This is a genomic window from Mycobacterium sp. 852002-40037_SCH5390672 (assembly GCF_001665875.1).
In the GTDB taxonomy this organism is placed as follows: Bacteria; Actinomycetota; Actinomycetes; order Mycobacteriales; family Mycobacteriaceae; genus Mycobacterium.
In genome coordinates, this window is record NZ_LZTA01000027.1 from 53,948 (window position 1) to 67,336 (window position 13,389).

General features: G+C 68.7%; 14 protein-coding genes. 10 read left to right on the forward strand and 4 right to left on the reverse strand.

What is annotated here, in order from left to right:
• The first annotated feature begins 176 nt into the window (after positions 1–176).
• Entirely contained in the window at positions 177–3,215 is a 3,039-nt protein-coding gene (locus A5782_RS04980) for an acyl-CoA synthetase (RefSeq protein WP_156623802.1), read from the forward strand.
• Entirely contained in the window at positions 3,212–3,427 is a 216-nt protein-coding gene (locus tag A5782_RS04985; RefSeq protein WP_067095990.1) for a Trm112 family protein, read from the forward strand. The genes A5782_RS04980 and A5782_RS04985 overlap by 4 nt, the downstream gene beginning before the upstream one ends.
• Here the strand turns inward: A5782_RS04985 and A5782_RS04990 are convergent.
• The 4 genes from A5782_RS04990 to A5782_RS05005 all read right to left on the reverse strand — a co-directional run bounded on the left by A5782_RS04990 (position 3,393) and on the right by A5782_RS05005 (position 7,041).
• Complete coding sequence (locus A5782_RS04990; RefSeq protein ID WP_067095993.1) at positions 3,393–4,013, reverse strand: TetR family transcriptional regulator; 621 nt, start codon at positions 4,011–4,013, stop codon at positions 3,393–3,395. The genes A5782_RS04985 and A5782_RS04990 overlap by 35 nt on opposite strands.
• A 25-nt stretch (positions 4,014–4,038) precedes the next feature.
• Positions 4,039–4,857 carry an ABC transporter permease gene (locus A5782_RS04995; protein ID WP_197694111.1) on the reverse strand — a complete coding sequence of 273 codons (819 nt, stop codon included), beginning with the start codon at positions 4,855–4,857 and terminating at the stop codon, positions 4,039–4,041.
• Entirely contained in the window at positions 4,791–5,555 is a 765-nt protein-coding gene (locus tag A5782_RS05000) for an ABC transporter ATP-binding protein (protein WP_067095996.1), read from the reverse strand. Before A5782_RS05000 ends, A5782_RS04995 begins: the two co-directional genes overlap by 67 nt.
• Before the next feature lie 208 nt (positions 5,556–5,763).
• Positions 5,764–7,041, reverse strand: a complete 1,278-nt coding sequence (locus A5782_RS05005) for an ammonium transporter (protein WP_067095998.1) — start codon at positions 7,039–7,041, stop codon at positions 5,764–5,766.
• Positions 7,042–7,149: 108 nt separating this feature from the next.
• Here A5782_RS05005 and A5782_RS05010 point away from each other — a divergent pair, with 108 nt between their 5' ends.
• The 8 genes from A5782_RS05010 to A5782_RS05045 all read left to right on the forward strand — a co-directional run bounded on the left by A5782_RS05010 (position 7,150) and on the right by A5782_RS05045 (position 13,377).
• Positions 7,150–7,794, forward strand: a complete 645-nt coding sequence (locus tag A5782_RS05010; RefSeq protein WP_067096000.1) for a DNA-3-methyladenine glycosylase — start codon at positions 7,150–7,152, stop codon at positions 7,792–7,794.
• A gap of 33 nt (positions 7,795–7,827) precedes the next feature.
• Positions 7,828–9,099 (forward strand): tyrosine--tRNA ligase, encoded by a 1,272-nt coding sequence (tyrS, locus tag A5782_RS05015; RefSeq protein WP_156623803.1) that lies wholly within the window; start codon positions 7,828–7,830, stop codon positions 9,097–9,099.
• 99 nt (positions 9,100–9,198) lie between these two features.
• The gene (locus A5782_RS05020) at positions 9,199–9,561 is read left to right on the forward strand and encodes a DUF732 domain-containing protein (RefSeq protein ID WP_082942783.1); all 363 of its coding nucleotides are present in this window, start codon (positions 9,199–9,201) and stop codon (positions 9,559–9,561) included.
• A 38-nt stretch (positions 9,562–9,599) separates the two neighbouring features.
• Positions 9,600–10,391: a tetratricopeptide repeat protein gene (locus A5782_RS05025; protein WP_156623804.1), complete on the forward strand. Its 792-nt coding sequence runs from the start codon at positions 9,600–9,602 to the stop codon at positions 10,389–10,391.
• A gap of 1 nt (position 10,392) precedes the next feature.
• Positions 10,393–11,424 (forward strand): HAD-IIA family hydrolase, encoded by a 1,032-nt coding sequence (locus A5782_RS05030; RefSeq protein WP_067096002.1) that lies wholly within the window; start codon positions 10,393–10,395, stop codon positions 11,422–11,424.
• Between the two features lie 23 nt (positions 11,425–11,447).
• Positions 11,448–11,633 carry a hypothetical protein gene (locus A5782_RS05035; RefSeq protein WP_067096004.1) on the forward strand — a complete coding sequence of 62 codons (186 nt, stop codon included), beginning with the start codon at positions 11,448–11,450 and terminating at the stop codon, positions 11,631–11,633.
• An 8-nt stretch (positions 11,634–11,641) separates the two neighbouring features.
• Positions 11,642–12,451: a TlyA family RNA methyltransferase gene (locus tag A5782_RS05040; protein ID WP_067096006.1), complete on the forward strand. Its 810-nt coding sequence runs from the start codon at positions 11,642–11,644 to the stop codon at positions 12,449–12,451.
• The gene (locus A5782_RS05045) at positions 12,448–13,377 is read left to right on the forward strand and encodes an NAD kinase (RefSeq protein WP_082942784.1); all 930 of its coding nucleotides are present in this window, start codon (positions 12,448–12,450) and stop codon (positions 13,375–13,377) included. Before A5782_RS05040 ends, A5782_RS05045 begins: the two co-directional genes overlap by 4 nt.
• The last annotated feature ends 12 nt before the right edge of the window (positions 13,378–13,389 follow it).

The following is a 13,389-nucleotide window of genomic DNA, read 5'->3' on the forward strand; positions in this document are numbered from 1 at the left end:
GCGACGGAATCGGTGGGTTTTACGACAGCCGGCGGATCATGATGGGCTGGAATCCAGGGCGCGCAACCGCGTGAGCGTGCGGTTGCGCACCCGGGTGAACCGTCACGGGGCTCAGCCCGGCGAACCGGGTCATCGGCACCCGATTCGGGGGAACCACCGCCCTTCTAGCTGCCCTGATGTGCCATGATGTCCAAGCTGTCAAGACTCAGGGAGCAGCAGTGGATCTCAATATTTCGATGGTCACCCGACCGGTCGAGCGGCTGATCGCCACGGCGCAGAACGGGCTGGAGGTCTTGCGACTGGGGGGCTTGGAAACCGGTAGCGTCCCGTCGCCGTCCCAGATCGTCGAGAGCGTGCCGATGTACAAGCTCCGGCGGTATTTCCCGCCGGACAGCCGGCACGGCCAGTCGCCCGCCGGGCCGCCGGTGCTGATGGTGCACCCGATGATGATGTCGGCGGATATGTGGGACGTGACGCGCGAGGAAGGCGCGGTGGGGATCCTGCACGCGCACGGCCTTGATTGCTGGGTCATCGACTTCGGCGAACCCGACAAGGTCGAAGGCGGCATGCGGCGCACCCTGGCCGACCACATCGTCGCGCTGGGTGAGGCCATCGACACCGTCAAGGACGTGACCGGCAGCGACGTGCACCTGGTCGGATATTCGCAGGGCGGGATGTGGTGCTACCAGGTTGCCGCCTACCGCCGGTCGAAAAGCCTGGCCAGCATCGTCACCTTCGGTTCGCCGGTGGACACGCTGGCCGCGTTGCCCATGGGCATCCCGGCAAACTTCGCGGCGCCGGCCGCCAATTTCATGGCCGACCACGTGTTCAGCCGGCTGGCCATCCCCAGCTGGATGGCGCGCACCGGATTTCAGATGCTCGACCCGCTCAAGACCGCGAAGGCGCGGATGGACTTTTTGCGCCAGCTGCACGACCGCGAGGCGCTACTGCCGCGCGAGCAGCAGCGCCGGTTCCTCGAGCGCGAAGGCTGGATCGCGTGGTCGGGCCCGGCGATCTCCGAGCTGCTCAAGCAATTCATCGCGCACAACCGGATGATGACCGGCGGCTTCGCCGTCAACGGCCAGATGGTGACGCTGACCGACATCACCTGTCCCGTGCTGGCCTTCGTCGGCGAGGTGGACGACATCGGCCAGCCCGCCTCGGTGCGCGGCATCCGGCGGGCGGCACCGGATGCCGAAGTCTACGAATACACCATTCGCACAGGGCATTTCGGCTTGGTCGTCGGATCGAAGGCGGCACAACAGAGTTGGCCGACGGTCGCCGAATGGGTGAAGTGGCTGTCCACCGGAGGCGACAAACCCACCAGCATCGACCCGATGGCCGACCAGCCCGCGGAACACACCGACAGCGGGGTGGCGCTCAGCTCCCGGATCGCGCACGGCCTGGGGGAAGCCTCCGAGGCGGCGCTGGGAATAGCGCGCGGCGCGGCCAACACCGTCGTCGCCGCCAACAAGTCCGTGCGCACCCTGGCCGTCGAGACAGCCCGCACCCTGCCACGCCTGGTCCGGCTGGGCCAGATCAACGACCACACCCGGATCTCGCTGGGCCGCATCATCGAAGAACAGGCCCACGACGCCCCGCAGGGCGAATTCCTCCTGTTCGACGGCCGCGTGCACACCTACGAGGCGGTGAACCGGCGCGTCAACAACGTCGTTCGCGGCCTGATCGACGTCGGGGTGCGCCAGGGTGACCGGGTCGGTGTGTTGATGGAGACCCGGCCCAGCGCGCTCGTGGCCATCGCCGCCCTGTCCCGGCTGGGCGCCACCGCGGTGGTGATGCGGCCCGACGCCGATCTGGCCGCGTCGGTGCGCCTCGGGGGAGTGACCGAACTGTTGACCGACCCCACCAACCTCGAGGCGGTGCTGGGCTCCGACCGCCAAGGGCTGCGCCAGGTGCTGGTGCTCGGTGGCGGGGAGTCGCGGGATCTGCACCTGCCCGAGGACTCCTTGGAGCAGCCCCAAGTGATCGACATGGAGAAAATCGACCCGGACGCCGTCGAGCTGCCCGGCTGGTATCGGCCCAACCCGGGACTGGCCCGGGATCTGGCGTTCATCGCGTTCAGCGCGGCGGGCGGCGAGCTGGTGGCCAGGCAGATCACCAACTACCGCTGGGCGGTATCGGCCTTCGGTACCGCCTCGACGGCGGCGCTGGACCGTCGCGACACCGTCTACTGCCTGACGCCGCTACACCATGAGTCGGCGCTGCTGGTCAGCCTGGGCGGCGCGGTGGTCGGCGGCACCCGCATCGCGCTGTCGCGCGGCCTGGACCGGGACCGATTCGTCCAGGAGGTGCGGCAATACGGCGTCACCGTGGTGTCTTACACGTGGGCCATGCTGCGCGAGATCGTCGACGATCCCGCGTTCGTGCTGCAGGGCAATCACCCGGTGCGGCTGTTCATCGGTTCGGGCATGCCGACCGGACTGTGGGGGCGCGTCGTCGACGCGTTCACGCCCGCCCACGTCGTCGAGTTCTTCGCCACCACCGACGGGCAGGCCGTATTGGCCAACGTGTCGGGCGCCAAGGTCGGCAGCAAGGGCCGCCCCCTGCCGGGTGCCGGGCACATCGAGCTGGGTGCCTACGACGCCGAGCACGACCTGATCCTGGAGAACGAGCGTGGCTTCGTGCAGATCGCCGAACCCAAACAGGTGGGGGTCCTGCTCGCCGCCTCCAACGGCCCGATCGATCCGAACGCCTCGGTCAAACGCGGGGTCTTCGCCGCCGGTGACACCTGGATATCGACCGAATACCTGTTTTACCGCGACGACGACGGCGACTACTGGTTGGCAGGCCGGCGCGGCTCGGTGGTCCACACCGAGCGCGGCCTCGTCTATCCCGAGCCGGTCACCGAGGCATTGGGATGCATCACCGGTGTCGACCTCGCGGTGACCTACAACGTGCCGGTGGGTGACCACGAGATAGCGGTGTCGGTGGTGACGCTGTTGCCGGGAGCCTCGATCACCCCGGCGGACCTGACCGAAGCGTTCGCCAAGATCCCGATCGGCCTGGGGCCCGACATCGTGTGCGTCGCGCCGGAGATGAATCTGAGCGCGACGTACCGCCCCACCGTCAGTGCCCTGCGTGCGGCCGGCATCCCGAAGCCGGGACGCCATGTCTGGTATTTCGATGTGGCGGCCGACCAATACCGGCGGCTGACCGTCGGGGCCCGAACCGAGCTGACCGGGGCGCAGTCATGATCGACGATGCACTGCTGAACATCCTGGTGTGCCCGGACGACCGGGGCCCGCTGGTGTTGGTGGGGGACGAACTGCTCTACAACCCGCGGCTGCGGCGTGCGTACCGCATCGAGGACGGCATCCCGGTGCTGCTCATCGACGAGGCCCGCGACGTCGGCGACGACGAACACGCCCGGCTCATGGCACAAGGCCGTTCGGCAGATCCCCGGTGAGGTAGCGCTGCAGGTTAGGCGCGATGGTCTGCGCGATCTGCTCGGGCGGCAGCGATGCGAAGGGCTCCAACTGCAGGATGTAGCGTGCCATCACCACGCCGACGAGTTGTGACGCGACGAATTGGATGCGGATGGTTCCGCTTCCCGGTGGATTGTCCACGCGGGTACCCACTTCGACGGCGATGATGTCCTGGATGAACGCGCGGAACAGGTTCACCTCCTCGCCGGACAGGATGGAGCGCAGCGTGGCGATGAAGGCCGCACCGACCTCGGAGTCCCAGAGCGGCAACAACATTGATGGCAACTGGTAGCCGAGTTCCTCGACGGGCACCTCGCGCAGTGGGCCGATGACCTGCATCGGGTCGATCGGAATGTGCACGGCGGCGGCGAACAGTTTCTCCTTGGTGCCGAAGTAGTGATGCACCAGCGCCGAATCGACCCCGGCCGCCGACGCCACCGCGCGTATCGAGGTGTTTCGAATGCCCTTGCGGGCGAAGAGATCTCGTGCGCTGGCCAAGATGCGATTGCGGCTGTCGGAGACTCCGGCCGGTCGCCCCCGGCGGCGGCCGGCGCTGGTGGCCGTCACTAGGACCCTCCGTGGCGACCCACCACTACGGCGTCCGCCGCCGCAGCGTCGCCGCGGCCAGACACAGCGCCGCCAGGGCGAAGCCCAGCACCACGACGATGTCGCGCACCGCGATGAACGTCAGTTCGGGGTGCGCACCCACCTGTTGCAAGGCCTCCAGCGCGTAGCTGGCCGGCAGCACATTGCTGATCCATTGCAGCCAGTGTGGCATCAGCGCGCGCGGCACGATGATGCCGGCCAGCAACAGCTGCGGCACCATCACCAGCGGGATGAACTGCACGGCCTGAAATTCGGTGCGGGCGAACGCGCTACACAGCAGGCCCAACCCGACTCCCAGCACGGCGTTGACGATCGCGATGACGAACACCCACATCGGGCTTCCCGCTGTGTCGAAACCCAGCAGCCAGAACGACACAACGCACGCCAAAATCGCTTGCGCCGCAGCGGCGATGGAGAAGGCGGTGCCGTAGGCGATCAGCAGATCCAGGCGGCGCAGCGGCGTGGTCAGAATGCGCTCCAGCGTCCCGGAGGCCCGTTCGCGCTGCATGGTGATCGCCGTGATGATGAACATCACGAACAGCGGGAACAGGCCCAGCAGAATCAGGCAGGCATTGTTGAACGGGGTCGGTCCGCCCGGGCGGTGCGGGGCATTCTGGAACATGAAGTACATCAGGCTGATCACCAGGACCGGCACCAACAGGATCATCGCGACGCTGCGGCGATCGCCGACCAACTGACGCAGGATTCGCGTCGTGGTCGCGGTGTAGCCGCGCAGGGTCAGCCCGCTTCGCGCATGGTGCTGCGCTTGATGATGGACAGAAACGCTTCCTCCAGTGACGTGCATCCGGTGTCCTCTCTCAGTTGGGTCGGGGTGGTGTGGGCGACCAACCGGCCGTCGCGCATCAGCAGCAGGTCGCCGCAATGGTCGGCTTCGTCCATCACATGGCTGGAGACCAGCAGCGTGGTCCCGGCGCGGGCCAGCTCGGTGAACTGCTCCCAGAGGTCCGCGCGCAGCACGGGGTCCAGACCCACCGTGGGCTCGTCGAGCACCAGCAGCTCGGGTTGGCAGACCAGCGCGCACGCCAGCGACACCCGGGTTCGCTGACCACCGGAGAGGTTGCCGCACAGGGCTGTTCGGTGATCGGTGAGTCCGACCCGGTCGATGGCGGCGTCGGCGGCCTGGGCGTCGAACCCGTACAGCGCCGCGAAATAGCGAACGTTGTCCACGACGCGCAGGTCGTTATAGATGGTCGGGTCTTGCGGCAGGTAGCCGACGCGGTGGCGCAGTTCGGCGCTGCCCGCTTCTTGGCCGAGCACGGTCACGGTGCCCTTGGACAGGATCTGGGTGCCGACGATGCAGCGGATCAGTGTGGTCTTGCCGCAGCCGGACGGCCCGAGCAGGCCGGTGATGCTGCCCTGACCGATCTGCACCGAGAAGTCGTGCAGCGCCGGGCGTTTGCCGCGCACGACGCGCAGGTGATCGATGCGAACCGCCGGTTCCGCGTTGCCGGGAATTAATTCATCACGGGATGAACTCATCATGCGATGAATAATCGTCTCGTGGCGCTGGGTTGTCAAGGTCTCTCAATCAACGTCTCGCAATCGGCGTCGCTCGACCGCGGAGCAGCTGGCGCGGCTCGACGACCATTTGGTGAATTTCTGGCGCGCTATCGCCGGCGCCAGCGCGCACGAGAATTGGCGGTGTGGCCAGGTCCCGTCCCCGTGCGCCTCGTGCGCGGCGCCGGCGCAGTTAGTTGAAGCGTTCGCCGGTCGCCGGGCGGCGCTGCGGCAGATGCCCGTGCACGCCCTCGGCGTACGCGGTTTCGGCGTGCTGCGTGAGGTCGACACCGGTGGTCTCGTCTTCGGCGCTGACCCGGAAACCCATCAGCCGGTCGATGACCTTCCCCAGCACGAACGTCATGGCGAACGCGTACAGCGCGACCACCGCGATCGCCAGCGCCTGCTTGCCCAGCTGGCCGAAGCCGCCCCCGTAGAACAGGCCCTGCGGGCCCGCCGTCATGACCGCCGTGGCGAACAAACCGATCAACGACACACCGACCACGCCGCCGACGAAGTGCACGCCCACCACGTCGAGCGAATCGTCATAGTTGAAGCGCAGTTTCGCGCCCACCGCGAACGCGCACACGACGCCTGCGGCCAGCCCGACGACCGTCGCGCCGAGCGTGTTGACCGTTCCGCAGGACGGAGTGATGGCGACCAGCCCGGCGACCACACCCGATGCCGCACCGAACGTGGTGGGCCTGCCGTCGCGGATCTGTTCGACCGAGAGCCAGCCGAGCATGCCCAGGCACCCGGCCACCAGAGTGTTGAGGAAAATCGCCGCGGCAGTTCCGTTGGCGGCCAAGGCGGAACCGGCGTTGAACCCGAACCAGCCGAACCACAGCAGCCCGACGCCGACGAACAGCAACGGCAGGTTGTGCGGCCGCATCGCGTCCTTCTTGAATCCGATGCGCGGTCCGAGCACCAGTGCCAGCGCCAGCGCTGAAGAACCGGACACGATCTCGACGACGAGCCCGCCCGCGTAGTCGAGGACGCCCAGCTTGGCCAGCCAGCCGCCGGGACCCCATACCCAATGCGCGACAATCGAATACACGGCGATCGTCCACACCGGTACGAAGACCATCCAGGCGGCGAACTTGGCGCGGTCCGCGATCGCGCCGCTGACCAGGGCGGCGGTGATGATCGCGAACGTCAACTGAAATGTGGCGTAAAGCAACTCGGGGACCGTGCCGTGGACGGTGTCGGGAGTGATGCCGAGCATCCCGAAATGCCTGAGGTTGCCCGCGAGTCCGCTCACCCTGTCCTCGGAGAACGCGATGGTGTAGCCGGCCAGCAACCACGCCACCGTCACCAGAGGTATGGAGATGAAGCTCATCATGATCATGTTGAGCACACCGGTGGTGCGGACCATGCCGCCGTAGAAGATCGCCAGGCCGGGAGTCATCAGCAAGACCAGTGCGGTGCTGGCCAGCAGCCACGCGGTGGCGGCGGGATCGATCGCATGCATGAGGTGGGCTCCTTCTCGCGGCCCTGGGGTCACGGGACACCGGGATACTGCCATGTTTGGCCTGCCGGTAGGTTCGTTGGGTTAAGAAAAGAGGATTCAGGATCTGATGTGGTCGAGGCTCGAGGACGATTTCGTGAAGGCACGGCTGCGGCCCGCCTGTTAGTCGACCCGGTCGAGGCCGCGCGCCGGTTACTGGGCGCAACCCTGACCGCGCGGGGCGTGAGCGGGATAGTCGTCGAAGTCGAGGCGTATGGGGGAGTACCGGACGGTCCCTGGCCCGACGCCGCGGCGCACTCGTACAAGGGTCTGCGGGCCCGCAACTTCGTGATGTTCGGGCCCCCCGGGCGGCTCTACACCTACCGCAGCCACGGCATCCATGTCTGCGCCAACGTCTCCTGCGGACCCGAGGGCACCGCCGCCGCGGTCTTGCTGCGCGCCGCCGCCATCGAGGAGGGCACCGACGTCGCGCGTGCCCGCCGCGGCGAGTTGGTGCACACCGCGGCCCTGGCCCGCGGTCCGGGCAATCTGTGCGCTGCCATGGGAATCACCATGGAGGACAACGGCATTGACCTTTTCGCGCGCGACAGTCCGGTGGCCCTCGAACTACACGAACCGCTCACCGCGGCGTCCGGTCCGCGGGTCGGCGTCAGCCAGGCCGCCGACCGGCCGTGGCGGTTGTGGCTTCCCGGCCGCCCGGAGGTCTCGGCGTACCGCCGCAGCCCCCGCGCCGCGGCGCCGGGCGCCAGCGACTAGCCGAACCGATCTCGGGTGGAAGGATCTTGGACCATGGGCGACATGATCATCGACGAGCTGGGCTGGCGCGGCCTGATCGCGCAGTCCACCGACCTCGATGCGCTGACCGCCGAGGCGCGGCGCGGCCCGCTGACGGTGTACGCCGGCTTCGACCCCACCGCACCCAGCCTGCATGCCGGACACCTGGTGCCCCTGCTGGCGTTGCGCCGGTTCCAGCGCGCCGGCCATCGCCCGATCGTGCTGGCCGGCGGAGCCACCGGCATGATCGGGGACCCGCGTGACATCGGCGAGCGCACCCTCAACGAGGCGGACACCGTCGCCGAGTGGACGGAGCGGATCGGCGGGCAGCTGCAACGCTTCGTCGACTTCGACGATTCACCCACCGGCGCCGTCGTCGTCAACAACCTGGACTGGACCAGCCCCATGTCGGCGATCGAGTTTCTGCGCGACGTCGGCAAGCACTTCTCGGTCAACGTGATGCTGGACCGCGATACCGTCCGGCGCCGTCTCGAGGGCGACGGCATCTCCTACACCGAGTTCAGCTACATGCTGTTGCAGGCCAACGATTACGTCGAGCTGCACCGGCGCTACGGCTGCAACTTGCAGATCGGCGGTTCCGATCAGTGGGGCAACATCATCGCCGGGGTCCGGTTGGTGCGCCAGCAGCTGTCCGCCTCGGTCCACGCGCTGACGGTGCCGCTGGTGACCGCCGCCGACGGCACCAAATTCGGCAAATCCACCGGCGGCGGCAGCCTGTGGCTGGACCCGGCGCTGACCACGCCGTACGCCTGGTACCAGTACTTCTTCAACACCGCCGACGCCGACGTGATCCGGTACCTGCGGTGGTTTACCTTCCTGACGGCCGAGGAGCTCGGCGAGCTGGAACAGGCGACCGCCGAGCGCCCCCAGCAGCGCGCCGCCCAGCGGCGGCTGGCGCGCGAGCTGACCGTGCTGGTGCACGGCGAGGCGGCCACCGAGGCCGTCGAGCACGCCAGCCGGGCGCTGTTCGGTCAGGGCGAGCTGGACCGCCTGGACGAGGCCACGCTCGCGGCGGCTTTGCGCGAGACCTCGGTCGCCGAGCTCAAACCCGGTGGCCCCGACGGGATCGTCGACCTGCTGGTCGCCAGTGGCCTGTCCGAGAGCAAGAAGGCCGCGCGCCGCACCATCGGCGAAGGCGGCGTCTCGGTCAACAACGTCCGCGTCGACAGCGAGGAATGGACGCCGCAACCGTCCGACTTCCTGCACGGCAAATGGCTGGTGTTGCGCCGCGGCAAACGCACCGTCGCCGGGGTCGAAAAGGTCTAGCCCGACCAGGGCCCAGACGGGCGCCGCAAAACGCGCGCGTGCGCAGATCTTTATCTCACCGTGTCGTTGGCGTGACCCTGCACGAGCACTGTTGTCACGGTGATTTTCGCGACGCGTGTGCGGTGGACCGTCCTGCGGATTCTGGGGGTGATCACCGGCCTGGTGGCGCTGGCCGCGATCCTCTCGGCGCCGATCCGCGCGGACATGCTGGGCAACACCTTCCTGTCGGCGCTGACGAATGCCGGGATCTCCTACACCCAACCGACCGGCACCATGGCGATGGGACAGTCGGTCTGCCCGATGCTGTTCGAGCCCGGCGGGTCGTTCGACGAGGTGACGTCCAAGATGGCCGAGGGCAACGGAATGTCGTACGAGATGGCGGGCAGGTTCACCATCGTCGCGATCGCGACCTACTGTCCGGCGGTGATCGCGCCGCTGCTGGGTAACCGGCTGCAAAGGTAGGCGTTCCCAGTCAGCGGGCTGCCCGTATTCTCGGCAGCGTGGTCGACGACAGGCAACGGCATCGCGACGAACGGCGGGGGCGGCCGGCCTCGGGTGGCTGGTCGGGTCCGGGGCGTGCGCGCCCGGCCCAGCCGCAGAGAGCGGACGCCCAGGCCGATCGCGCGCCGCGGGACGGCCCGCCGATACCGCCCGGCGTGGAAGCCAAGCAGCTGGCACCCGACCTCCGCCGCGAACTGAGCACCCTGGATCGCGCCACCGCCGACGCGGTGGCGCGCCATCTGGTGGCCGCGGGCGAACTGCTCGACGAAGACCCCGAGGCCGCCTTGAGCCACGCCCGGGCGGCGCGCGCCAGGTCCAGCCGGCTTGCCACCATCCGCGAAGCGGTCGGCATCGCCGCCTACCACTGCGGCGACTGGTCGCAGGCGCTCGCGGAACTGCGCGCGGCCCGCAGGATGGGCAGCAAGTCCCCGCTGCTTGCCCTGATCGCCGATTGCGAACGCGGACTTGGCCGTCCGGAGCGGGCGATCGAACTCGCGCGCGGACCGGAGGCCGCCGGACTCAGCGGTGACGACGCCGACGAGTTGCGCATCGTCGCGGCCGGGGCTCGCGCGGATCTGGGCCAGCTGGATCAGGCACTCACCCTGTTATCGACGCCGCAACTGGACCCGAGCCGCACCGGCACCACGGCTGCGCGGCTCTTCTACGCCTACGCGGACACGCTGCTGGCGCACGGCCGCGATGACGAGGCGCTGCAATGGTTCCTGCACTCCGCGGCCGCCGACGTCGACGGCGTCACCGACGCCGAAGACCGGGTCAGCGAACTCGGCTGACATGACGGGCCAGAATCAACCCAAAACCCTTGCACAGCAATATGACTGCCTGCTGATAGACCTGGACGGCACGGCGTTTCGCGGCCGTGAGCCCACCGAGGGCGCGGTGCAGGCGCTGGCGCAGGTGCGCGGCCGCGCGTATTTCGTCACCAACAATGCCTCGCGCAGCGCCGACGAGGTCGCCGCGCACCTGACCGACCTGGGCTTCAGCGCCACCGCCGACGAGGTCGCCACCAGCGCGCAAAGCGCGGCCCGGCTGCTGGCCGACCAGTTGCCGCCGGACTCGCCGGTGCTGATCGTGGGCACTGAGGCACTGGCGAACGAGATCGCCGCCGCCGGGCTGCGCCCGGTGCGCCGCTACGAGGACGACCCGGCCGCCGTCGTGCAGGGCCTGTCCTTGACGATCGGCTGGCCGGATCTCGCCGAGGCGGCGCTGGCCATCCGGTCCGGCGCGCTGTGGGTGGCGGCCAACGTCGACCTCACCCTGCCCACCGAGCGCGGGCTGCTGCCCGGCAACGGATCGTTGGTGGCCGCGCTGCGGGCGGCCACCGGCGGCGAACCTCAGGTCGCGGGCAAACCTGCTCCGGCACTGCTGCGAGATGCGGCAGCCCGGGGCGACTTTCGTGCGCCCTTGGTGATCGGTGACCGCCTCGACACCGACATCGAAGGCGCCAACGCCGCCGAACTGCCCAGCCTGATGGTCCTCACCGGGGTCAATTCCGCGCGGGACGCGGTATACGCCAAGCCCGCCCAGCGCCCCACCTATCTCGGCCACGACCTGCGCTCGCTGCACACCGACGGCGATCGGCTGGCGGTCGGTCCGCAGCCGGGCTGGCGGGTCGAGGTCGCGGACACGACGATCACCGTCAGCGGCAACGGTTCGGACGACGGGGATGGCCTGTCGATCGTTCGTGCGGTTGCCGACGCGGTGTGGAGTACCGAGCACTCTGAGTCCGGGGAGGTGCGCATCGAGGCCGCCGACGACCACGCCCGCGCCGCGCTGCAACGCTGGTCTTTGGTGCGCACCGACTGACGGGTGACTAGCGTAGTAACGCGATGACTATCGACCCCGATCAGATTCGCGCTGAAATCGACGCCCTGCTGGCCCGGCTGCCTCAGCCCGGCGATGGCGAAGACCCCGAAAAGGTGCCGTCGCTCGATGAGCTCGAAGAGATAGCCTGCCGCCTGTCCGAGGCGCACGACGTGCTGCTGGCCGCGCTGGAGTCGGCGGAGAAGGGCTGAGTGCGCGGATGTCTCGACGCGCCCGCGTTGACGCCGAGCTGGTCCGGCGCGGCCTGGCCCGGTCGCGTCAGCAGGCCGCGGAGTTGATCGGCGCGGGGAAGGTGAGCATCGACGGGATGCCGGCGCGCAAGCCGGCTACCGCCATCGCCGTCACCGCGGCCCTGACCGTCGCCGAGGATGGCGAGCGCGGCTGGGTATCGCGCGGAGCGCACAAACTCATCGGGGCACTGGAGGCCTTCGAGATTCCGGTCGCGGGCCGTCGCTGCCTGGATGCGGGCGCGTCGACGGGCGGCTTCACCGAAGTCCTGCTGGATCGCGGGGCCACCGCGGTCATTGCCGTGGATGTGGGGTACGGCCAGCTGGCGTGGTCGCTGCGCAGCGATGCGCGGGTGGTCGTCGTCGAGCGGACCAACGTTCGCGACCTGAGGCCCGAGGCGATCGGCGGGCGGGTCGACCTTGTGGTGGCCGACCTGTCGTTCATTTCGCTATCCACGGTGTTGCCGGCGCTGGCTGGATGTGCCGCACCGAACGCGGATATCGTTCCCATGGTGAAGCCGCAGTTTGAAGTGGGCAAGGGGCTGGTCGGTGCCGGGGGTGTGGTTCACGACCCCGGTCTGCGGGCCGACGCCGTGCTGGCGGTCGCCGGCCGGGCGGCCGAGCTGGGTTGGCACACCGTTGACGTCACCGCCAGCCCGCTGCCGGGGCCGTCGGGCAATGTCGAGTACTTTCTGCGGCTGCGCGCCCAGACCGATCGGCCGCTGAGCGGCGACGAGCTGGTGACGGCGGTGCAGCGCGCGGTGGAAAGCGGGCCACAGTGAACGAAGACGCTCCCCGCACCGTGTTGATGGTGGTCCACACCGGCCGCGACGAGGCCACCGAGACCGCGCGGCGCGTGCAGAAAGTGCTGGGCGACAACGGGATCGGGCTTCGCGTGCTGTCCGCCGAGGCGGTCGACAAGGGGCCGCTGCATCTGGCCCCCGACGACATGCGCGCACTGGGCATCGAAATCGAGGTGGTCAACGCCGACCCGCAGGCCGCCGAGGGTTGCGAACTGGTGTTGGCGTTGGGTGGCGACGGCACGTTCTTGCGCGCCGCCGAGCTGGCCCGCAACGCCAACATTCCGGTGCTGGGCATCAACCTGGGCCGCATCGGCTTTCTGGCCGAAGCCGAAGCCGAAGCGATCGAACGAGTACTGGAACATGTTGTCGCACAAGACTATCAAGTGGAAAACCGGTTGACGCTCGACGTGATCGTGCGCCACGGCGGCGACGTCTCCGTACACGGCTGGGCGCTCAACGAGGTCAGCCTGGAAAAGGGTCCGCGGCTGGGCGTGCTCGGGGTGGTCCTCGAGATCGACGGGCGGCCGGTGTCGGCGTTCGGCTGCGACGGGGTCCTGGTGTCGACGCCCACCGGATCCACCGCCTACGCGTTCTCCGCCGGAGGACCGGTGCTGTGGCCGGACCTTGAAGCAATCCTGGTGGTGCCCAACAACGCTCACGCGCTGTTCGGGCGCCCCATGGTCACCAGCCCGGCCGCCACCATCGCCATCGAGATCGAGGCCGACGGGCATGACGCCCTGGTGTTCTGCGACGGCCGCCGCGAAATGCTGATCCCGGCCGGCAGCCGGCTGGAGGTAAAACGTTGCGACACACCGGTGAAATGGGCCCGGCTGGACAGCGCGCCGTTCACCGACCGATTAGTGCGCAAATTCCGGCTGCCGGTGACCGGGTGGCGCGGGAACTGAGGGCCCTAGCGC